This window comes from Flavobacterium sp. CFBP9031 (assembly GCF_034044945.1).
In the GTDB taxonomy this organism is placed as follows: Bacteria; Bacteroidota; Bacteroidia; order Flavobacteriales; family Flavobacteriaceae; genus Flavobacterium.
Genome location: NZ_JAXCWF010000003.1, coordinates 251886 through 272256, shown reverse-complemented (window position 1 = coordinate 272256; position 20371 = coordinate 251886). Strand labels below are relative to the sequence as shown.

The 20371-nt window shown below is 32.7% G+C and carries 21 protein-coding genes and 2 tRNA genes; 11 read left to right on the top strand and 12 right to left on the bottom strand.

From position 1 onward, the window contains the following. Positions 1 to 194 precede the first annotated feature (194 nt). Both SOM12_RS06985 and SOM12_RS06980 read left to right on the top strand, forming a co-directional pair. A complete protein-coding gene (locus SOM12_RS06985; RefSeq protein ID WP_320492877.1) occupies positions 195 to 1451 on the top strand; it encodes a putative DNA modification/repair radical SAM protein in 1257 nt (418 codons plus the stop codon). Positions 1452 to 1456: 5 nt separating this feature from the next. Further along, positions 1457 to 2233, top strand: a complete 777-nt coding sequence (locus SOM12_RS06980; RefSeq protein ID WP_320492876.1) for a TIGR03915 family putative DNA repair protein — start codon at positions 1457 to 1459, stop codon at positions 2231 to 2233. Positions 2234 to 2430: 197 nt separating this feature from the next. On the opposite strand, the gene SOM12_RS06975 is transcribed toward SOM12_RS06980, so the two are convergent. After that, positions 2431 to 3897 carry a glycoside hydrolase family 130 protein gene (locus SOM12_RS06975; protein ID WP_095928677.1) on the bottom strand — a complete coding sequence of 489 codons (1467 nt, stop codon included), beginning with the start codon at positions 3895 to 3897 and terminating at the stop codon, positions 2431 to 2433. Between the two features lie 179 nt (positions 3898 to 4076). Here SOM12_RS06975 and SOM12_RS06970 point away from each other — a divergent pair, with 179 nt between their 5' ends. Continuing rightward, positions 4077 to 4616: a helix-turn-helix domain-containing protein gene (locus SOM12_RS06970; RefSeq protein ID WP_320492875.1), complete on the top strand. Its 540-nt coding sequence runs from the start codon at positions 4077 to 4079 to the stop codon at positions 4614 to 4616. A gap of 88 nt (positions 4617 to 4704) precedes the next feature. Then, positions 4705 to 5643 (top strand): hypothetical protein, encoded by a 939-nt coding sequence (locus SOM12_RS06965; RefSeq protein ID WP_320492874.1) that lies wholly within the window; start codon positions 4705 to 4707, stop codon positions 5641 to 5643. 28 nt (positions 5644 to 5671) lie between these two features. Here SOM12_RS06965 and SOM12_RS06960 read toward each other — a convergent pair whose 3' ends face one another. Beyond that, complete coding sequence (locus SOM12_RS06960) at positions 5672 to 6016, bottom strand: hypothetical protein (RefSeq protein ID WP_320492873.1); 345 nt, start codon at positions 6014 to 6016, stop codon at positions 5672 to 5674. Between the two features lie 315 nt (positions 6017 to 6331). Between SOM12_RS06960 and SOM12_RS06955 the strand changes: the two genes are divergently transcribed. Continuing rightward, positions 6332 to 6880, top strand: coding sequence for a DUF4494 domain-containing protein (locus SOM12_RS06955; protein ID WP_250833945.1), 549 nt, complete (start codon positions 6332 to 6334; stop codon positions 6878 to 6880). Between the two features lie 67 nt (positions 6881 to 6947). On the opposite strand, the gene SOM12_RS06950 is transcribed toward SOM12_RS06955, so the two are convergent. After that, a complete protein-coding gene (locus tag SOM12_RS06950) occupies positions 6948 to 7367 on the bottom strand; it encodes a hypothetical protein (RefSeq protein WP_095928673.1) in 420 nt (139 codons plus the stop codon). Between the two features lie 230 nt (positions 7368 to 7597). Between SOM12_RS06950 and SOM12_RS06945 the strand changes: the two genes are divergently transcribed. The 3 genes from SOM12_RS06945 to SOM12_RS06935 all read left to right on the top strand — a co-directional run bounded on the left by SOM12_RS06945 (position 7598) and on the right by SOM12_RS06935 (position 9811). After that, positions 7598 to 9130, top strand: a complete 1533-nt coding sequence (locus SOM12_RS06945; RefSeq protein WP_320492872.1) for a glycosyltransferase family 39 protein — start codon at positions 7598 to 7600, stop codon at positions 9128 to 9130. Next, positions 9123 to 9647, top strand: a complete 525-nt coding sequence (locus tag SOM12_RS06940; protein ID WP_320492871.1) for a DUF4269 domain-containing protein — start codon at positions 9123 to 9125, stop codon at positions 9645 to 9647. Before SOM12_RS06945 ends, SOM12_RS06940 begins: the two co-directional genes overlap by 8 nt. Before the next feature lie 91 nt (positions 9648 to 9738). Next, positions 9739 to 9811: transfer RNA gene (locus SOM12_RS06935), tRNA-Met, on the top strand. Between the two features lie 229 nt (positions 9812 to 10040). Here SOM12_RS06935 and SOM12_RS06930 read toward each other — a convergent pair. The 7 genes from SOM12_RS06930 to SOM12_RS06900 all read right to left on the bottom strand — a co-directional run bounded on the left by SOM12_RS06930 (position 10041) and on the right by SOM12_RS06900 (position 15958). After that, on the bottom strand, positions 10041 to 10493 hold the full coding sequence (locus SOM12_RS06930; protein WP_320492870.1) for a hypothetical protein: 453 nt from the start codon (positions 10491 to 10493) through the stop codon (positions 10041 to 10043). 357 nt (positions 10494 to 10850) lie between these two features. Then, positions 10851 to 11282: an SMI1/KNR4 family protein gene (locus tag SOM12_RS06925; RefSeq protein ID WP_320492869.1), complete on the bottom strand. Its 432-nt coding sequence runs from the start codon at positions 11280 to 11282 to the stop codon at positions 10851 to 10853. A gap of 366 nt (positions 11283 to 11648) precedes the next feature. Beyond that, the gene (locus SOM12_RS06920) at positions 11649 to 12179 is read right to left on the bottom strand and encodes a DUF6985 domain-containing protein (RefSeq protein ID WP_095928669.1); all 531 of its coding nucleotides are present in this window, start codon (positions 12177 to 12179) and stop codon (positions 11649 to 11651) included. Positions 12180 to 12458: 279 nt separating this feature from the next. Further along, positions 12459 to 13907 (bottom strand): serine hydrolase domain-containing protein, encoded by a 1449-nt coding sequence (locus tag SOM12_RS06915; protein ID WP_320492868.1) that lies wholly within the window; start codon positions 13905 to 13907, stop codon positions 12459 to 12461. Between the two features lie 71 nt (positions 13908 to 13978). Then, the gene (locus tag SOM12_RS06910; protein WP_320492867.1) at positions 13979 to 14812 is read right to left on the bottom strand and encodes an AraC family transcriptional regulator; all 834 of its coding nucleotides are present in this window, start codon (positions 14810 to 14812) and stop codon (positions 13979 to 13981) included. 443 nt (positions 14813 to 15255) lie between these two features. Beyond that, on the bottom strand, positions 15256 to 15534 hold the full coding sequence (locus SOM12_RS06905) for a hypothetical protein (protein ID WP_095928666.1): 279 nt from the start codon (positions 15532 to 15534) through the stop codon (positions 15256 to 15258). Between the two features lie 46 nt (positions 15535 to 15580). Continuing rightward, a complete protein-coding gene (locus tag SOM12_RS06900; RefSeq protein WP_320492866.1) occupies positions 15581 to 15958 on the bottom strand; it encodes a DUF4440 domain-containing protein in 378 nt (125 codons plus the stop codon). A gap of 747 nt (positions 15959 to 16705) precedes the next feature. On the opposite strand from SOM12_RS06900, the gene SOM12_RS06895 reads away from it, so the two are divergent. Both SOM12_RS06895 and SOM12_RS06890 read left to right on the top strand, forming a co-directional pair. Next, positions 16706 to 16777, top strand: a tRNA-Glu gene (locus SOM12_RS06895). Positions 16778 to 16945: 168 nt separating this feature from the next. Continuing rightward, positions 16946 to 18202 carry a PQQ-binding-like beta-propeller repeat protein gene (locus SOM12_RS06890; RefSeq protein ID WP_320492865.1) on the top strand — a complete coding sequence of 419 codons (1257 nt, stop codon included), beginning with the start codon at positions 16946 to 16948 and terminating at the stop codon, positions 18200 to 18202. Positions 18203 to 18276: 74 nt separating this feature from the next. Here the strand turns inward: SOM12_RS06890 and SOM12_RS06885 are convergent, their stop codons facing one another. Together SOM12_RS06885 and SOM12_RS06880 are read right to left on the bottom strand one after the other, a co-directional pair. Continuing rightward, positions 18277 to 18582 (bottom strand): hypothetical protein, encoded by a 306-nt coding sequence (locus SOM12_RS06885; protein ID WP_095928660.1) that lies wholly within the window; start codon positions 18580 to 18582, stop codon positions 18277 to 18279. A 260-nt stretch (positions 18583 to 18842) separates the two neighbouring features. Beyond that, complete coding sequence (locus SOM12_RS06880) at positions 18843 to 19685, bottom strand: leucine-rich repeat domain-containing protein (RefSeq protein WP_095928659.1); 843 nt, start codon at positions 19683 to 19685, stop codon at positions 18843 to 18845. Positions 19686 to 19863: 178 nt separating this feature from the next. Between SOM12_RS06880 and SOM12_RS06875 the strand changes: the two genes are divergently transcribed. Continuing rightward, positions 19864 to 20352 (top strand): DUF1761 domain-containing protein, encoded by a 489-nt coding sequence (locus SOM12_RS06875; RefSeq protein WP_095928658.1) that lies wholly within the window; start codon positions 19864 to 19866, stop codon positions 20350 to 20352. Positions 20353 to 20371: the final 19 nt, after the last annotated feature.

Sequence of the window (20371 nt, the reverse complement as noted above, 5' to 3'; positions counted from 1 at the left end):
GTTTTGACAATTTACAACCCCGTATTTATACCTGTTTTTTGAATCTTAAATATAATTAATTTTTTAATGTAAAAATTACCTTCCAAAAAAAAATTGATACAATTTAGAACAGCTTCTTTTGCTTCTTTTTTAGCATGAATTCCTAGTTTTGAAAGAATGAATTTTTGTTTCAAAAACAACTAAAAAAGAGCAAAATGGTACAGGAAAGAGTGATGGAGAAATTGGCAATTTTAGCAGATGCAGCAAAATATGATGTTTCTTGCTCATCGGGACAAAGCACGCGAAAAAATAAAAATAAGGGATTAGGAGATACTGGAGGCGGAATCTGCCATGCTTTTACAGAAGACGGGCGCTGTGTTTCTCTTCTAAAAATCCTTCTTACCAATCATTGCATTTTTGATTGTGCTTATTGTGTAAGCCGAAAAAGCAACGACATCAAACGGGCTGCTTTTACCGTGCAAGAAGTTGTAGACTTAACGATTGGTTTTTACAGAAGAAATTATATTGAAGGTCTATTTCTTAGTTCTGGAATTTTTGACAATGCAGATTATACGATGGAACGTCTGGTTAGAATTGTCAAAAAACTAAGATTGGAAGAAAATTTTAATGGCTATATTCATCTAAAAGCAATTCCAGGTGCCAGCGAAGAATTACTAAAAGAAGCTGGATTATACGCCGACCGTTTGAGTGTAAATGTCGAAATGCCGACAGAACAAAGCCTCAAATTACTTGCTCCAGACAAAAATCATAAAGATGTGATTAAACCAATGCAATATCTAAAAAATGAGATTATTGGTTATCAGGAAGAGAAAAAATCCAACTACAAAACACCGCTTTTTGCTCCTGCTGGACAAAGCACGCAAATGGTAATTGGCGCAACAAAAGAAAATGATCTGGAAATTCTTGGAATGGCCAATTACTTTTACGAACAAATGAAAATGCGTCGGGTCTATTATTCTGGTTATGTACCAATAAGTTACGACAACAGGCTTCCTGCAATTGGGACTCCAGTACCTATGATTCGCGAAAACCGTTTATACCAAGCCGATTGGCTAATTCGTTATTATGGATTTAATGTAAATGAAATTGTTGGTTTTGATCAGCCGAATCTTGACTTGGATATTGATCCAAAATTAGGATGGGCCTTGCGAAATCTTCATCAGTTTCCTGTGGATATCAATACGGCCGATTTAGAAATGATCCAACGTATTCCGGGAATAGGATTTTTGGGCGCGAAAAAGATTGTTGCTGCTAGAACTTTCAAAAAACTACAGCCTGATGATTTAAAGAAACTTGGCATTTCGTATAGCCGATCCAAGTATTTTTTGGCTTTCTCTTCGCCTTTTTATTTACAAAAAGACTTGACGCCGATTCAAATAAAAAATCAGATTTTGAATTTGCAAAACAGTAAATACAAGAATAATTTTTCGAACCAGCTTGCTTTATTTTAATTCAAATGACACAAATTCTTTATGATGGAAGTTATGAAGGCTGGCTTACAGCAATTTTTGAAATCTACGAGTACAAACTTAAAGATGTTGTTTTTGCCAAAGAAGAGATTTCAAACACTTTGCTTTTCTCCAACACACATTCTGTAACGACTGATGAGGTAAAAGCTAATCGGGTTTTGAATGGTTTGCAGGAACGTCTTTCTCATCATGGCTTCAACAATCTTTATTTTGCTTTTTTATCTGAATTGGATCAGATTGAAGAAATCTTATTCCGATTTGTAGCCTATGCTTTTGCGAGTAAAATCAATATTGAAGGAGATTTAAGCCGAAGCGAAGTATTGAATGTAAAAAAAGCAGCACATTTAACAGGAAAAGAAAGTCATAGAATGAAAGCCTTTGTTCGTTTTAAACTAACAAAAGACGGATTATATTATGCCATTATAGAACCAGATTGCGACGTTTTGCCACTTATCGAACAACATTTTAAAAACCGTTACGCCGACCAGCGCTGGCTGATTTATGATTCAAAACGCAAGTGCGGAATTTATTATGATCTTGAAAATGTCTCTACGGTCGAAATGCAATTTGAATCAAATCCGTCCTCTAGTTTTTTAGCTGAAATCAACGATGAAAACGAAGAATTTTTCGAGAATCTATGGCGCAATTATTTCAAGAGTGTCAATATCGAATCAAGAAAAAACACCAAACTTCATATCAAACACATGCCAAAACGATATTGGAAAAACCTGACAGAGAAAATACCAAACCTCAACAAAAGGTAATATTGTCTAAGCCATTAGTCGAAATTAAAAAAATACTTTTTAACACATAGAAATATATATTTTAATATTGAAAAGAAAATCCAAAGAAACCAGTTTCTACACATAGCTAAACTATGTACATTTAAATTAGTGAAGCGCCTTTTTTAAGTTTTCAAAAACTATGTTTCTATGTGTTAAATACTTCAAATAGAGTGTTATTATTTGCTTTTCTTAAGCGCGTCCAGCAACTCTACCATATCTACCACAGCATAAGTTGAGCAATAGTCAGATACGGCATAAGGCAGAATTAAACTGTTGTTATGAATAATCGCCCCGCAAGAATATACTACATTAGGAACATATCCCTCACGCTCATCTTCCAACGGAGAAAGCAACGGTTCTGTCAATCTTCCTATTTCTTTTGATGGATCGTCGAGATCAAATAATGAAGCACCAATACAGTAACGTCTCATTGTACCTACTCCATGCGTGATAACAAGCCAGCCTTCTTCTGTCCATAATGGCGAACCGCAATTTCCTATTTGAGTCAATTCCCAATTAAACTTAGGCTTTTGTAAAAGAATGGGCGTGTTCCATTGTGTGACACGCTCAGAATACATAATGTAATTATTAACACCATCAATTCTGGCCAGCATTGCATATTTGCCTTTTATTTTTCGAGGAAACAAAGCCAGATTTTTGTTCTGTGCGCCTTCTCCATGCAATGGCATAACTCTAAAACTATAAAAATCTTCGGTAGAAATTAACTTCGGCAGAATCGTGTGTCCGTTATAAGCCGTATAGGTTGCCATAACACGATCTGAACCATCATCATCAACAAAACGTACAAAACGTGCATCTTCTATTCCGCGGCTTTCAGAATCAGAAATCGGAAATATGACACGTTCCGTTATATCCGAATCGTGTTTGAACTGCAAATCGTAAAAAGAATTGGCCAGCCACAAAATTTCTTCTAGCGCCACTTTTCTTTCTTCACGAATTAAAGGATCTTTTAAAGCCTCAATCAACGTATTTTTAAGAACAGCAAATTCAAATTCTTCGGGAAGATCCTGCATAATCTGAGCGATATATTTATCAGTAGTATGCATCTCATACAGCTTGGTCAAAAATCGCTCTTTATTAAACAACGTTTTATGCTCGATTTCTGCCTGATCAATATGATTTCCTATTTTCATGATATGCAGATTATTGTCACGATCTAAAATTGCTCTTCTAAAAACAATCGACGAAATATGACCTTCACCCGTTGCTCGAAAAGAAATAATAACGCGTTTTTCTCCTGCTTCTAATCCCGTCTGATCAAAATCTTCTACTATTGACGGATTAAAAATCGCTGCAGATTCGATGGCATACTCCATTGTACAATACGATCCAATAAGCATTTTTCGGTCTAGAGACATCCCTTCGTAATCGATCTGCATTCCTTCTATTATAGGTCGTATTCTTTCGCAGTGTCTGAAGAATACTGCCGAAATATTTCGGTGCCTCCTAGCAAATTCACGAAGCGTCTGCTCCAAAGTCTGAAGTACCTGTTTCTCGTCCAGCATCATTATCCGAAGTACCATTTGCTGGGTTCGTTCTTGCCCATTCATAAAATATCGGGCAACAACTCTTCTTGAATCTGGTAAAAACTTTATATTTTTTCGGACAACGGATACTCGCATAACTGGGAATTTTTATGATAATAAATCATTTATTATCCAACAAGTTAGTGATTTTTGTTAAAGTAAAAAACTTAATTTTTTATTAAAACTTAGAATTAGCCTATAATCCTAGGTTCTTTTATACTGATTTCATCAAAAGTTTTTTCCTAATTTCGTCTCTGGACATCCAACTTAAAACAATGAAGAATAAAGTTAAATTTTTGAGAGAAGAGAAAAACATGACTCAAAACGAACTTGCCGAAAAATCGGGTCTTTCATTGCGAACCATTCAGCGAATTGAAGCGGGGAATATTCTCAAAGGCTTTACCTTAAAAACAATTGCCGAAGCTCTAGAAACCAATCCCGAAAACCTGATTATCAAAAAGGAAAATATCCAAATCGAAAGAGCCAAACTCATTAACCTTTCTGTTTTATCTGGACTTATTATCCCGTTTGGAAGCGTTGTTCTTCCTTTAATTTTAACGTATAAAACACAAGATTCCCTAAACAACGAAATAGGAAAACAAATTGTAAGCCTTCAAATTGTTTTAAGTCTTATTCTTTCGGTTCTAATGATTGTGAGTCCGTTTATTCAACATTTATTTACTTTCAAATTTCCGCTTTTCATCATTCCTTTAATTGCCTTTCTTAGCATAAAATTTCTGATTGTTATTTTGAACGGAGTCAGTTTAAATCAAAAACAAGAATTAGCTATAAAACTGAAAAACAAATTCTTATAGTAAAAGTCATAAAAATGGCGTAAAACTGTCGTATTGTTTTTGCAAGAAAATCGGAATCGAAAACCGAATCTTGCAGAAAAAATAAACTATGAAAGTATTTAAGAAAATTGCAATCGTATTTTTAGTCGTTATTGTTTTATTCTTGTTGGGAGGATATTTTTATTTTCAAAAGAAATTCACTCCACCAGAAAACTATTTGAAGGTTTCGGGTATTGCCCAAAATATTCCCATAAAATGGATTTCGAGCGATGGAAATTCCCATTCTGCTTTGCTTTTGCCCATAAAAGTGAACGGAATAAACCGAACCTTTTACATGCAATTTGATTCGGGTTCTGCCGTTACGGTTTTTTATAAAAAATCATTGGAATCTATTGCTCAAAAAATTCAAAATCAGATTAAAATTGATGCTGCAAACAATTTCATTTCGACTGCTTTTACAATCGGAAATATGAAAGTTGCATCCAATACTTTTGAAGTTTTGAATTATGGCGAAAAAATCAATTTTGATGATCCAAAAGCTGAAAATATAATCGGAACAATTGGAACCGATTTATTAGAAAAACGAATTACGATTTTAGATTTCAAAAACAATCAATGTTACTTTATCGAAAATACAAAAGAAGATGATTTTGCTGATTTTGAATTTAAAAAACGTAAAATTTTAATTCCATCAAATATCGAAAATGAAAAACTAAAACTGCTGTACGATTCTGGAACTAGTGGTTACGAACTGATAACGACAAAAGAAATTTGGCAGCAATACAGAATTAAAAACAGTGCTGTAAGAATGGAAAAAGGAAATTCGTGGGGAAATACTTTGAGTGTTTATTCCGCTTCTGCGAAAAATAAAATACAATTTGGCAAAGTGATTTTAGACCTCTCTGAAGTTACGCATATAGAAGGCACATCAGACCTTCAAAAATTCTTAATGAAGCGTTCTGGAATGCAAGGAATGATTGGTAACAAACTTTTCCTCCAGCACAAATTAATTCTGGATTGTAATAACGGAAAATTTAAGTTGGAATAAGAGTAAATTTTACAATAAAAAACGGTTTTTAGGAATTGATTTTAATGATGTTTTTGACATTTTCGATAAAACTTTCGGTGTCTTTGATTTCTTGTTTTATCAACTGATGATGATCAGACAAATCGTGCTGTTCCATCATATCTTTTTTTAAATATTTAATCATCGATTCTAGACTTCGCGTATCATTTTGATTTTGTTTTTTTAATTCACGCTGTTTGCTTTCCAAATATTTTAAAGTCTCTTTTAACTTCTGAACGTTTAATTTCACCAACCTATTCTTTTTAATAATTATAAAAACAATAGCTGGAAATGTGACAAATTCAATATGCTCCAAAAACCAATACCATTTGAATTCAACTCCGTTCCCAGCCATTGTTATTGGTACTTACGAACAAATTGATTTTTTGGATTTAGAAATTTTCTTATTTTTTTACTAATTTTTAAATCAAGAAAATAAGCAACTGAATTACAAATATTTAAATTAAAAATAGGCTTGAATTATTTTTTATTTTAATCAAAATAGAAAAGAATGAATGTGATTACAAATCATATTCACCATTAAAAACACAACTTTCAGAATTTCAAAACATTAGCAAAAATCATCTAAAATTGTGAATATCTATTTGAAGATTTAACTATTTATTTTGCAGTAAGATTTATCTTTGGCATCCTTAAAATTTAAAAAGAGATGAGCGCAACTTGGTACGAATGCAAAGTAAAATATAGAAAGACAGATGAAACTGGAGGACAAAAAGTTTTAACCGAGCCCTATTTGGTTGATGCTTTGTCTTATACAGAAGCTGAAAAAAGAATGACCGAAGAAATGGCCGCGTATACAAGTGAAGAATTTAAAATCACGGCTATCAAAGTGGCAAATTATGCCGAAATTCATCCTTTTGAGAATGCAGACAGATGGTTTAAATCTAAAATCACCTTAATTGCTTATGATGAAGAAAGCGGTAAGGAAAGAAAAACAAGCATGTATATGCTCGTTCAAGCAAATGATGTTCGCGAAGCCTTTGACAATACACTTCACATCATGAAAAATACAATGGGCGAATATTCTATTCCGGCCATTTCAGAAACGGCAATTATGGATGTTTTTCCTTATTTCAGCGGTGAAGAAGGCGAATCAGAAATGCTGGAAAGATTCAACGCTTTGAAAGCGTCTAAGCCAGAAAAACCAGAGGCAGAAATGATCGATCACATGGAATTTGAAACGGCTGTAGAGGAGTAATATACTAAAATGCATAAAAAAACGAAAAGCTTCAGAATGGTCTGAAGCTTTTTTATTTTAGACTATTTCAATAAAGCATTTTTGCCAATGGCGTTACTGCCGAAGCCGATTTTGGCAGTAAAGACGTAAGCGCATCAAATTGTGTTGGACTTATATTCTTTTTCATTTTGGCTATAAAAGACTCTCTAGTGTTGGTCATTTTAGAAGTATAACCTGCTTTGTCTGTAGCCATTGTAGGCAAAATGTTTTTCTTTTTATTTAGCGTTTCATTTACCAACGAATTCACAACCGGTTTTTGAGCTTCGGTTAATTTCAATTTTGGAGATAGTACGCCCATAACCTGATTTGCGACACTAGCAACATCAAAAGCAGGTACTGCTGTTGTCGATGCCTTACTGGCTGCTTTTGTCACGTCTCCTATGCTTTGTGCATTTGCAAATGAAATTGTCCCTAAAAAGACAGCTAAAATCAATAATTTCTTTTTCATGGTATTTTCTTTTAAAGTTATTTGCTTGATACTAAAGGTAATAAAAATGTGAATTCATCTGACATTTTAAAATCATAAACATCTAAAAACCTGTACTTTATACTATTTCAGCAAGAAACATTGCAAATCTTCATAAATCAAAATAAGTCCTATCTTAGCTACAGAATTGCGCGTTGATTTAAAACCACTTACAGCACCAAAGTCAAAAAACCTAAGAAACCAGAATCTATATGACCAAAAGAAACCTAATTTTATTCGGATTTATAGTTTTAAAATTTATCCTACAATATGTTTTAGTTAGCCCAGAATACGATTTGCAGCGCGACGAATATCTGCATCTGGATCAAGCAAATCATTTGGCTTGGGGATATTTGTCTGTTCCGCCACTTACCTCTTGGTTTTCGTATATCATTTTACTGCTTGGAAATTCGATTTTTTGGATTAAGTTCTTCCCTGCTCTATTTGGCGCTTTGACACTTTTGATTGTCTGGAAAGCTATCGAACTTTTAAAAGGCAATCTTTATGCGTTAATTCTTGGTGCTTTATGTGTTTTATTTTCATGTTTACTGCGTTTAAATATGCTTTATCAGCCAAACTCATTTGATGTTTTATGCTGGACTGCATTTTATTATGTTTTACTACAATACCTGACTTTAGAAAATAAAAAATGGTTTTATTGGGCAGGCGTAATTTTCGCTTTGGGTTTCTTGAACAAATACAATATAGTGTTTTTGTTACTCGGATTAATTCCTGCTATTTTAATTTCTAAACAGCGAAAAATACTCGCAAAAAAAGAATTCTACTTTGCTCTTATTTTAGGATTAATTCTAGTTCTTCCTAACCTTTATTGGCAATACAGCAATCATTTTCCAATTGTGCATCACATGAAGGAATTGGCCGAAACGCAATTGGTTAATGTTGATTTAGGTGATTTTGTAAAAGATCAAATTCTATTTTTTATTGGCGGATTATTGGTTATTTTGACTGGACTTTTTGCGGTTTTATTGTATAAACCTTTTCAAAAATACAGGCTCTTTTTTACCTCTTTCGTTTTTACAATGCTGATCTTTATTTACTTTAAAGCAAAATCGTATTATGTAATTGGCCTATATCCAATTTATATTGCTTTTGGCTCTGTTTTTCTATCTCAAATTTTAAACAACGGATGGAAACGATATTTAAAACCTGTATTTATAGCACTGCCCTTATTGTTTTTTATTCCGATGTACGAAATGGCTTTTCCTAATAAAAGTCCAGAATATATAGTGGCGCATCCTGAGAAATACAAAAAAATGGGAATGCTGCGCTGGGAAGACGGAAAAGACCATCATCTTCCACAGGATTTTGCCGATATGCTCGGCTGGAAAGAATTGGCCAGAAAAACAGATTCGCTTTATGCATTGTCGCCCAACCAAAAAGAAACCATTGTGCTCTGCGATAATTACGGACAAGCGGGAGCGATTAATTTTTATTCTAAAAAAGGAATCAAAGCGGTTTCCTTCAATGCCGATTATCTGAACTGGTTTGATCTTAGCATTTCATACAAAAACCTGATTCGCGTTAAGGAATATGACGAAAACAATGAAGAACTTAAAGAAACGAGTCCGTATTTTGCAACGGCAACAATTGGCGGTCAGATAACTAATCAATATGCTAGAGAATACGGAGCTACGATTTTTGTGTTCACGAATGCTAAAATCGATATCAATAAAAGATTACAACAAGAAATCAACGAAGTAAAAAGCGCTATTATAAATGATTAATTTCAAGGACCTATCGTATTTAGAAACTGGAAATCTAAAACAGCAAGCCGCATTTCATGTTTTGACTAAACATAGAGTTTTGGAAAACCTTACTGAGTTTGATCCTATTTTGGTTGGCACGATTCCGATAAATATTGATATTGAAAATAGCGATTTGGATATTGCCTGCTACTGGAAAAGCAAAGTTGATTTTATTGAAAGGATTAAATCTTTATTCGAAAAAGAAAGCAATTTTACCATTCAAGAAATTGTGATTGATAACCATGAATCTGTTGTGGCAAACTTCTTTATTGAGACTTTCGAAATAGAAATCTTTGGACAAAATATTCCAACCGAACTTCAAAATGGTTACAGGCATATGTTCATTGAGCACCAAATTCTAAGCTCAAAAGACGAAAACTTTAGATTGGAGATCATAAAACTGAAAAAAAGTGGCATAAAAACCGAACCAGCATTTGGCTTGCTATTAGGCTTAAACGGAAACGTTTACCAAGAATTACTGGATTTTAAATTATAAGAAAAACCGTCTTTTCTGAAAATTATAAAAAATAAAGTACTAAAATTGTTTGCATAACCGTATTTAGTGTGTATCTTTGCACCCGAAACATCGCGGGATAGAGCAGTAGGCAGCTCGTCGGGCTCATAACCCGAAGGTCACAGGTTCGAGTCCTGTTCCCGCTACTAAGTAAAACACCACTTGAAAAAGTTGGTGTTTTTTTTTATTCAAAATTTTAACAGCTCGTCGGACTCATATCCGCCGCGGCGGACACAGGTTCGAGTCCTGTTCCCGCTACTAAGACAAAAGCTTCAGAGAAATCTGGAGCTTTTTTTGTTTACATACCTTTCCGATTCTCTTTACGGGCACAGATTGCAAATCTGTGTGATCGTTGTGCTCGTGCTAGCAGAGAGATTAGCTAGTATAATAGGCATTAGAAAATCTAATAGTCCATTTTCCGTCTTTTGAGAAATAAACATAAATTATCTTATATCTTTTGTCTATTCGTATATCAAAACAAGTTTTTTTTGTTTCAGAAATTACTTTTAAAATAGGTGTCTCTGAATCTTTCGAATAATTATATCCAAAATATTCCTCCAAAGTATCCGAACTTCCAGATAGGTTTAATTTTTTTTCATATTTCAACTCATTATTAACAAATCCTTTGATAACATCATTAAATTCATACAAAAAATAAACTGTAAATGCTTGCAAATTTTGCTTCGACACAATACCTGAATTTTTCGGCTTCAATCTATCATATTGGACAGAAATATTTCCTTCACAAGAAATATTTTTAACGATTTTTTCTTTTGAAGAACAACTAAGAATAATCATTAATAATAAAATCCCTGCTGTTTTTTTCATTTGACTTATTGTTTTTATTATTTATTTATTAATTCATGCTTTTAAGTTTTCCAGATCAGAATTCATCATGTTATTCCCTGCTCCGCAAAGTCTTCTTCATTAATGCTGCGCAAATGTCTCTGACTTTGTGCTACTCAAAACAAATATATCTAAAAAACATAAATGCCTTAAAGTATCTGACTTTAAAACAAAACTTCTAATAGGAGATGAACAAAAAAAAAGTCAGGAGACTTTTGAGACGTTTGTATTCAATATGACGAAAAAAAAATGCGCAAAGTCAGAGACATTTGCGCAGCTTTTTTGTGAGGAACTCTTCGGAGAGCGGGGGGGAACACTTAGGAGAGCGGCAGTAAACTTTTATAGAGAAATGGCAGTTTCTTCTCGCAAACCATTTATAAACTCTTCAAAGCTATTGGCTACTAATTCAAAAGCATCATTTTTTGTTTCCCACTCCATTTCCATTTGATACAGTAAAATTTTATCTATCGATTCTTCATCAAATGATATACAAAATATCCAGCCTCCATTATCAATAGCAAATGGCAACTTTTTTCCCAAACCTTCTTCTTTGAATTCTTTAATAAAATCGTACATCATCCTATAAGTTATGAATTGTGAAATCTCAAACAACTTTCCGTCATTATTTATAAACTTATTTTCCTTTACCGACAAATCAGCATATTCTGAAATAAAATCTTTAATGTTATCAGGTATTTTGATACCAACTTCATTTTCAATTCTAATATATTGGTGTGGTAAAAACCTATCACATAAAGTTAACTTTCTCATTTTTTTTAATTACTAATTTTCGAATAATCCTTTTCTAATTGAGCCACTATAACAGAATATCCCCTGCTCCGCAAAGTCTTCTTCATTAGTGCTGCGCAAATGCCTCTGACTTTGCGCTACTCAAAACAAATATATCTAAAAAACATAAGCGTCTCAAAGTCTCTTACTTTAGAATAAAACTCCTAACAAGAGATGAACGAAAAAAGTCAGGAGACTTTTGAGACGCTTTTGTATTCAATATGACGAAAAAAAAATGCGCAAAGTCAGAGACATTTGCGCAGCTTTTTTATGAGGAACTCTTCGGAGAGTGGGATTTTTTTGTTTTTTTTAAACTATCCTTGAAACTTTTATATTCTTTATGTTGAATTATTCCACAGAGTGCAAATTAAACCCAACAGATTCAGCTCCTACATTTTTCACTTTGTAATTTCTCATTTCTATCCCAAGTCCGTGATCTCCTTCAAATGTCGAATTGAAACAGATTCCAAAATAACCTTCATCTATTTTTCCTGCCATATGAATTGCTTTTGGTTTTATCATTAAATCAATAATTTGAGCATCCTTATTCATTGGATTAGGATATTTATTATCATCTTCAAATTCATTCAAGTAATCGTTCCACAGAAATGTATAATAATCAAAAATACCTTTTCGGATGTCTTCTATAAATGATTCTTGATTTCTAACAATATATTCAATTGTTGATTTATGGATTTCTGAAATCTCTTCATTATCAATTATTAATTGACAATTATCACAATTAAAAATTCTAATTGGCAATCTGCACACTAATTGATCATCACTAATTCCGAAATTTGGATACGTATAATTTTCCCAAATATATTGACTTGGATATTCTCTTCTATGCCATTCATCAAATATTTCTTGTGTGCTCATTTATAGTTTTAAAGTTTGAGTTAATTATTTCGTGTTCCGCAAAATCTTCTTCATCAGTGCTGCGCAAATGTCTCTGACTTTGCGCTACTCAAAACAAATATATCTAAAAAACATAAGCACCTCAAAGTCTCTGACGTTAAAACAAAACTTCTAACAAGAGATGAACGAAAAAAAGTCGGGAAACTTTTGAGACGTTTGTATTCAATATGGCAAAAAAAAGCGCAAAGTCAGAGACATTTGCGCAGCTTTTCATGAGGAATTCTTCGGAGATTGGACTAGCTATTTCATTAGCAATTTATATTTTAATTTAGCATCCTTGTCTTCTGGCTCTTTTTCAATGTATAACTTTAGATATTCAATCGCTTGTTTTTTTTGACCTGAAAACCTATATGCCTCACTTATATAATAATACCCATAGGTGGAGTCTGGAAAAAGGTGATTATTTAACTTAAATAAATCTATTGCCTGATTCGTCTTTTTTTCGAACAATAGCTTACAACCATATCGTTCAATAAGATTTTCTCTTAATGAATACTTCTTCGAATTGCGTTCTACTTCTCTAATTCCAGCTTCATAACCTTTATTGCATACTATCTTAATTATATCTTTAGTATAAAAAAAATTGTCAATTGATGGTGCTGAACCCACTAATTGTTTTTTAATTAGATTACTTACTTCCCAATAATTTTCGACTTCTCCATTTGTTAGAATAATAACAGTATAGCCCAAATCCGGATAAATCATTAGTTCACAAGCAATACCATCATGCCCACCGGTATGTCCAAAAATTCGGTGCCCGTTTATTTTGTTTTCTTCAAATCCATATCCATACATTCCTTCTCTATACTTCACTTTACCCGATGTACAAAGAGCAATATTTTCTTTACTAAGCAAACGACCGTTTTGTAAAGCATTGGCAAAACTCAGCAAATCGTCAACGGTTGAATAGCCGCCACCAGCAGGAGTTCCTTTTACTAAATTTACGAAAATATTATTTTTCCATTGTCCTGGTTCCTCTAATGACATTGTATAGCCAGTAGCTAAATTTGGAATAGCATTATCCAATTCGTAAGCATCAGTATTAATCATTTTTGAAGGTTTGTATATATATTCTTTTACGTAATCAAAATAATTTTGAGCCGACACCTTTTCTATGATTAATCCTAAAACCATGTATCCAGAATTGCTATACGAGAAGCTGGTACCTGGGGCAAAGGCTAGTTTTTTATTAACAAACAATGGAAGGTAATCAGAAACCGTTTTGAATTTTTCTTTTGCAAGCTTATCGTATTCTTCCCAAAAACTGTTCATTCCCGAAGTGTGCGTTAACAATTGGTGGATTGTTACAGAGTCGGAAACAGTTTTATTGGGATAATCTGCAAGATATTTGCCTACTTTGTCTTGAAGCGAAATCTTGCCAGATTCTACCAATTGCATAATCGCTATTGCTGTAAACATCTTGTTTATAGAAGCTAAGTTGAACTTTGTGTCTGGCTTATTTTTTATACTGTCTGGCAAATTGGCAAAACCAAATGCTTCCCTATATATTGGTTTGCCATTTTTTGCAATAAGAACAACCCCACTTAAATTATTTTCTTTTTCAAGTTTTTTTAAGTGAGACCTTATCGGATAAACTACACTTTCCAAATTTTGTGATTGGACCGCGATAGGTTGCAAAAGCGATATAAAGAAGATCGATATAATAAAATATATTTGACGGGTTGTCATATGGTATCATTTTATGATTAAAGAGACAAAACTACTTTAACCATAAAACGAAAAATTGTATAAATGTAAACCTATAAAAACAGCCAGTGCACTTGTTTTCTTTCTAGCGCAGTTGTTTTTTCAAAAAAAACTTTAGGAGAGAACCCTGTCAATGATTTGAATTCTCTTATCATATGGGACTGGTCAAAATAATCAACACTATATGCAATATCCGTTAAGCTGTTTCTTGTATTGTTTGATGAGTATTTATTAACCGCATTTCGAAATCTTAGTATCTTTTTGAATTGAGATGGAGTTTTGCAGATATGCCTGCCAAAGTGTTTGTTTAGCGTTGTACGTGAAATAGCATTTTTTTTACATAGTTCTATAATCGTTAAAGCATCATTTTCTTCACACATAATTTCAGACAAAATAGTTTCAAGAAAATCATGCTGAAACCCTATTAATTTGGATAACCAATAACTTTCAACAGCTTGAATTTTTTCGGTATCATTTTGCAAGGAAAGAATTTCAATCATAGCTTTTCTATAATCTTTAAAAGGTGAAAATTCAGAAAAATTTGAACTATTATAGTGGCTTAATTCATGCTCCAAAAATGAATTAATAGCTAACGGCTTAAAATAGATAGTAATTTCTTTTATTTCTCCTTCGTATTGGACATACACCGGCTTATTGAAATTATACACCAAATTTGTTTCAATCTTATTGTCATCGCATTTCCCAATTATTAACTTATTTCCTTTATTAATAGTTTTTGATTTTTCACTTATTGATACAATGGTAAAAATAGATGGGAAAGTTATGTATTGGGCGGGTTTTTCTTCAGATGTATGCGTGAGTATATAAATACACTCTATGTATTTTTTAAGTAAAGGATTTAAAGGGGAATAAACTTTTATTTTCATAGTTTATAAAAATTGGATTCACCAGCTGTCAACGAGACTTTAAATTTGTTATGCATTGACAAATCTTTTACCGTTTGCCGTTTGGTTCACTAAAATTACTCCTAACTTATTTTATAAATGTGGTTATGCAAACAAAAAGAAGAGAAAAAAGTTAAGGTGTTCATTTTTAAAAATCATAATAATCAAAGATAATCTAGTTAGATGTTTGAATGCTTCCCGCTACTAAGAAAAATACCACTTAAAAAAGCTGATGTTTTTTTATTTTAAATCCTAACAGTTCGTTGGGCTTATATCCGCCACGACGGATGCCGATTCGAGTACTGTCCTCACTACCAATACAAAAGCTCCAGATTTCTCTGAAGCTTTTTTTAGAACTATCATTAAAACTGTTATATCCATTGCCTTCAAGAGCATTACGCTCAAATTAGCAGTCTAAATATTATTTAATACTGGGTTACTTCTTTAGCCAGATTACGTATTACAAACCATTTTGGGTTAGTCAAAAAAGATTCAGTGTTCCAATCTTTACTCTCAATATCTTGTAAAAGAATAAATAATTGTTCCAATTTAAATTTAATATCACCATCAATCAAGTTTTCTGAATGCAACTTATTGAGATTAATAGGATTCAGAAAGGTATAAAAATCACCCTCTAATTCTTCTAAATTAAATCTAATTAAATCATCCCTTTCATTAATGCTAATATGGTTTGGAATTGCCATTAATTTTAATGTCTCTTGTAAAGATCTAAAGATATCTACCATTGGGCTAATTCTTTTCCAATTCTGTTTCAGTATGCATCACACACGCCCACTTGCTGTTTTCTTTAATCCAGGTAGAAGTGCAAACGCACTTTATAGGTTCTTTTTGACTTTGATCTACTATCTCAAAATCGAGACGATATCCTATTACCGCAGTGTTTTCGGCAATTAGTTTTTCTTTTACATCATAGATGTTCAGCACTTTTATTTTATTGGTTTGCCCAGAGTCGAACATATTTTTGAACTCAGCCTCACTGATACCCTGAATACCATTTTTTCCGGCAACTATGCAAGGAAACAGCGTTAGGTTTCTAACCGTTTCATAGTCACTATTTTCAACTCCGTGCCAGTATTTTTTTTCCAATTCTATAATTTGCCCTTCCATATTATCTCGTTGTTAATTAGACATTTCACAAATTTCACATTAATATTGAAATAAAATTACTCTTTTAACATAGATTTAATTTCGTAAAAAAGCTTCTTAATAATCATCTTGATCAAACGAAATGGATTTAGGATCTATCAACTGTTGGCGTGAGCGTCTGGCTCGTGCTACGATTTTTTTAATTACTAACTCATAATTTTCAGGTTCAAACAATATGAAAAAATGAGAAAGAAAGAAGTTCCTGAATCTCTAAAGATTGTTGGAAATAATATAAATGAGATTATTAAAGAAAAAAACTAAAAGTTAGACATTTAGCGAGCGATTCTAATTTAGATATTGAAGCTTTAAGAAGATATATGTTAGGCAAACAAATTATGGGTATCGATAAAGTTATTAGAATTTCTAAAGCTTTAAGTGTCGAAGTATCGGAACTATCTCAGAAAACATGATTATTCTTCCCTTCATTAAAACATAAAACACAATAAAAGCATAGAAGAATATTCTCTCAAAAATAAAATTTTTCAATATTTTTAAAAATTATTTTTCACTTAAAAAACGAACATTTCGCCCACACAACCTCACAACAACAATTTATTAATCAAACAAATACAAAACAACTAACTCGATTAACATGCCAATACTGATCGTCCAAAATGGTTTTCCATCAAAAAAAAATTAAAAATTTTTCTCAAAATGCTTTGTACATCTCAAAAATAGTTGCACTTTTGCACCCGCAATAGCAAAGCAGGTCCGTTCGTCTATCGGTTAGGACGCCAGGTTTTCATCCTGGTAAGGGGGGTTCGATTCCCCCACGGACTACTTACTAAGACAAAAGCTTCAGAGAAATCTGGAGCTTTTTTTGTTTATATTTACTTCTTTAAATGTTTGAGGATTTTAGAACAGTATTAAAAGCGCACAAAACCTACAAATTGGCAATTAATAAAGACACAAATACAGCAAACACAATAACAAAGCAAACAAGAAGTTATGAATGAAGTAATTTCAGATTACAAACACAATCAGAAAATCAACCCAAATCTTAAAATGAAACACAAATTAATAGCCCTTTTATTTGTATTCGCCTTTGCAAATATGTCTGGACAAGCGCCCGCCAGCAAAACCAACTACACCAACAGCAAATTACCTGCAGAAGAAGCTGTTACTAATAAATCTCTAAAACCGCTTAAAAAGATTTCTCTAGACGATACCTCAATTTTAATTTACGATTACGACGGTTCGCTTTTTTCATGGGATCTGGAAGTCGAAAGCATTGTTTGGACAGTAAAAGCTTCAGATGCCCACACAGAGATGTGCGCCAACAAAATAACCATTCATGACGGAGTTGTGTATATTCCGTTTATTAATGGAGAAATTTACGCAGTAGATAATGGAACAGGAACTATTTTCTGGAAATCTAGAATAGGAAACATTACAGACCAGATTGTTCTAAAAGACCAAACTCCGATTATAGCTAACGGAAAACTTTTTATAACTGCTCAAAATCAAAATCAGAGCAGTAATTTATACGCTTTAGATTTAAAAGATGGCAGCTTGGCTTGGAACTACAAATTAGACACTCCAAACAACGATATTGAGCCACTTTTTTTCGATAATAAGATCTTTACCCAAAGCGGAACAAATGTATATTGTTTTGAGGCTAATACAGGAAAATTACTTTACCAAAAAAGCTTTGATGAAACCATGACCGGGAAACCAGTTACAGATGGCGAAAGTGTTTTTATAACAGGCGATAAAAATTGGCTCTATGCTTTAAAACCAAACAGCCTTGATGTTTTGTGGCAGTTTAAAATAGAAGAAACCAAGAATAACGTTAAGGAACGTATAGTATGCCACGACAAAAAGCTATATTTTGCAGCGCAAGGGTCAGAAGTTTCTTCGATATATGCTGTAGATTCTAAAACGGGAACTCAGCTTTGGAAAACAGATTTTAAAGGTGATAATGTAGAATACATCGTTAAGGAAGTGGATAATCTTTGGGGATATACCCGTAAAAAGAAGCTTTTTGAACTGGACTTATCAAACGGTGAAATTGCATTTGAAGAAAAACTAACTACACTGCCAATTTCCAATATAGAATTTCCTGCTGATGACAACCTACTTTACTATTATTGCGATGCAGGCTTAATTCAGTTTGATTTAAAAGAAAAAGACGAAAACGTATACTACATGCGTACCTCACTTAAAGACGATCCATATAGCGCTTATTTAAAGATAATTCGATAATAGCTTGCTGCTTTTTGAAATAAAAAAAAGACCATTTTTTCAAATGGTCTTTTTTATACTCTTTTGAGAAAAATTTACGCTCTAAACAAAGCATATTTATTATAGTTGTACAAAACTTTATCATAAGCAACATAAAGCGAAACTATTTTCTCTGACGATTCATTGAATGTGATTCCGTTATATTTTCTAAACAAGTAAATTTCTTTTAAACAATTAGAAAGACTTTGGTGAATTTCACTTGTAAAAGTCGGCAGTTTTTTATCTCCTACCAAAAGATCAACCTGGTAGTTGGAACTGCTTTTTGATAAGTTATTACCAATAATTCTAATTGTAAAAGTGGTTGGTTTTCCGTACTGTTCTCCTTGATATTGCAGTGTCATAATTTCTTCTTATTAAGTGATTAGTAATGCCGTTGGTTAATCGGTTTTTGGTTCTCCGGATACTTATATTAAAGTTATAAAAATTTAGGCAAACATAAAGAATTCAATTCTAAATTAAATGTTATTTTTTCAAAAAGACGAAACCTCTAGAAACCAGAAAACCGTAACGAATTACGGTTTTGGCAATTAACTAAATATATTTAATCAACTTGTTTAACGAGTGTAAAATTCATTCATAAGCATCGATTAATTTTGGGTAATTATTGTAATTTATTTTCTTGGTTTATTTCTAATAAAAACGGATTTCCATTTTCGTCTATCATGGTCATATTCAAAGCATCTAATAATGCTGTCTTTTTTGAAACCTCGCCTGTAAATTTATTGTACGAAAGATTCAATTCTTCAAGCTTGTTAAGCTTTTCAATTTCTTGCGGAATTGCGCCTGAAAATTCATTGTCAAATAAACTAAAATTTTCTAATACATTCCAATTAATAATTTCATTTGTCAAATTTCCCGACAGCTTATTATTATTCAGCAGCAATACTTTTAGACCAGAAATTTTATAAATCGAAACAGGCAGTTTTCCGTTTAATTCATTATTGCAAACAGCTAAAATTTCTAACTGATTTAGTTTTCCAATTTCCGACGGAAGCTCTCCAGATATCTTATTCATAAAAAGCTCCAAATCTTTCAATTTAGTCAACTGGCAAATCGAAGATGGAATTGCTCCTGATAATTTATTATCGGCAATATTAAGCATTTCTAACTCTTTCAGATTAAAAATGGCAGAAGACAAACTTCCTTCAATTTTATTTTTTTCCAGATTCAGCGATTCTAAATTCACAAGATCGTAAAAAGCTTCAGGCAATTCTCCCTGCAGATTATTATCTGCCAAATTGAGCGCGACCACTTTTCCGTTTTCGGCTTTAACACCGTACCAAGTAGAAACAGACAGACTTAAGTCCCATTTGTTTTTCCATTGCAAACCATTTGTTGCATGGTACAATTTTACAAGCGCTTCTTTTTCTTTATCCGAAATGGTATCTGCCAAAACGTTTAGCGAAAAAGCAAATAATAAAGAAAGAGTAATTAAAATTTTCATAACAGATTTGGGATTTGTTACTTGTGTAAAATTATGCAATTCACTGTTATAATACACCAAATATCGGCAAACTGTTTAAAAAAATTTTACAAGTAGGATTTAAGCTACTTTTATTATTTTTCAGAACCTGCATTTTTTTTGATTACATTTGATCAACTAATTCTAAAAACCTCACATTATGCAAATTAACTTCGTTGCTTTATTCCTTGCAGCAATTGTCACACTCGTAACTGGTTTTATCTGGTACAGCCCAAAAGTATTCGGAACAATCTGGATGAAAGAAAATAATCTTACTCAAGAAGAGTTAAAAAAAGGAAATATGCTTAAAATCTTCGGACTAACGTATATTTTTTCTCTAATGATTACAATGACTTTAATGTCTCTGACCATTCATCAGTCTGGTGCAATCGGAATGGTTGGTGGACCGCCATTGATAGACAGTGCAAAACCTTCATTTGCTGCTTTTATGGCAGATTACGGAATGGCTTACAGAACTTTCAAGCATGGTGCGCTTCACGGTTTTATGTCGGGACTATTTTTTGCTTTTCCTTTAATTGGAATCAATGGCTTGTTTGAAAGAAAATCTTGGAAATATATTTTTATCCATAGCGGATACTGGATTCTTACTCTGACTCTTATGGGCGGAATCATCTGCGGATTTGCTTAATATCATTTATAAAAAACCC

Bases quoted from the DNA above. Each gene is read 5' to 3' on its own strand.
- SOM12_RS06885 (WP_095928660.1), bottom strand. From the start codon at position 18,582: ATGACACTGCAATATCAAGGAGAACAGTACGGAAAACCAACCACTTTT.
- SOM12_RS06925 (WP_320492869.1), bottom strand. From the start codon at position 11,282: ATGAGAAAGTTAACTTTATGTGATAGGTTTTTACCACACCAATATATT.
- SOM12_RS06905 (WP_095928666.1), bottom strand. From the start codon at position 15,534: ATGGCAATTCCAAACCATATTAGCATTAATGAAAGGGATGATTTAATT.
- SOM12_RS06920 (WP_095928669.1), bottom strand. From the start codon at position 12,179: ATGAGCACACAAGAAATATTTGATGAATGGCATAGAAGAGAATATCCA.
- SOM12_RS06940 (WP_320492871.1), top strand. From the start codon at position 9,123: ATGATTAATTTCAAGGACCTATCGTATTTAGAAACTGGAAATCTAAAA.
- SOM12_RS06880 (WP_095928659.1), bottom strand. From the start codon at position 19,685: ATGAAAATTTTAATTACTCTTTCTTTATTATTTGCTTTTTCGCTAAAC.
- SOM12_RS06875 (WP_095928658.1), top strand. From the start codon at position 19,864: ATGCAAATTAACTTCGTTGCTTTATTCCTTGCAGCAATTGTCACACTC.
- SOM12_RS06975 (WP_095928677.1), bottom strand. From the start codon at position 3,897: ATGCGAGTATCCGTTGTCCGAAAAAATATAAAGTTTTTACCAGATTCA.
- SOM12_RS06900 (WP_320492866.1), bottom strand. From the start codon at position 15,958: ATGGAAGGGCAAATTATAGAATTGGAAAAAAAATACTGGCACGGAGTT.
- SOM12_RS06955 (WP_250833945.1), top strand. From the start codon at position 6,332: ATGAGCGCAACTTGGTACGAATGCAAAGTAAAATATAGAAAGACAGAT.
- SOM12_RS06950 (WP_095928673.1), bottom strand. From the start codon at position 7,367: ATGAAAAAGAAATTATTGATTTTAGCTGTCTTTTTAGGGACAATTTCA.
- SOM12_RS06945 (WP_320492872.1), top strand. From the start codon at position 7,598: ATGACCAAAAGAAACCTAATTTTATTCGGATTTATAGTTTTAAAATTT.
- SOM12_RS06930 (WP_320492870.1), bottom strand. From the start codon at position 10,493: ATGAAAAAAACAGCAGGGATTTTATTATTAATGATTATTCTTAGTTGT.
- SOM12_RS06960 (WP_320492873.1), bottom strand. From the start codon at position 6,016: ATGGCTGGGAACGGAGTTGAATTCAAATGGTATTGGTTTTTGGAGCAT.
- SOM12_RS06915 (WP_320492868.1), bottom strand. From the start codon at position 13,907: ATGACAACCCGTCAAATATATTTTATTATATCGATCTTCTTTATATCG.
- SOM12_RS06980 (WP_320492876.1), top strand. From the start codon at position 1,457: ATGACACAAATTCTTTATGATGGAAGTTATGAAGGCTGGCTTACAGCA.
- SOM12_RS06965 (WP_320492874.1), top strand. From the start codon at position 4,705: ATGAAAGTATTTAAGAAAATTGCAATCGTATTTTTAGTCGTTATTGTT.
- SOM12_RS06970 (WP_320492875.1), top strand. From the start codon at position 4,077: ATGAAGAATAAAGTTAAATTTTTGAGAGAAGAGAAAAACATGACTCAA.
- SOM12_RS06910 (WP_320492867.1), bottom strand. From the start codon at position 14,812: ATGAAAATAAAAGTTTATTCCCCTTTAAATCCTTTACTTAAAAAATAC.
- SOM12_RS06890 (WP_320492865.1), top strand. From the start codon at position 16,946: ATGAATGAAGTAATTTCAGATTACAAACACAATCAGAAAATCAACCCA.
- SOM12_RS06985 (WP_320492877.1), top strand. From the start codon at position 195: ATGGTACAGGAAAGAGTGATGGAGAAATTGGCAATTTTAGCAGATGCA.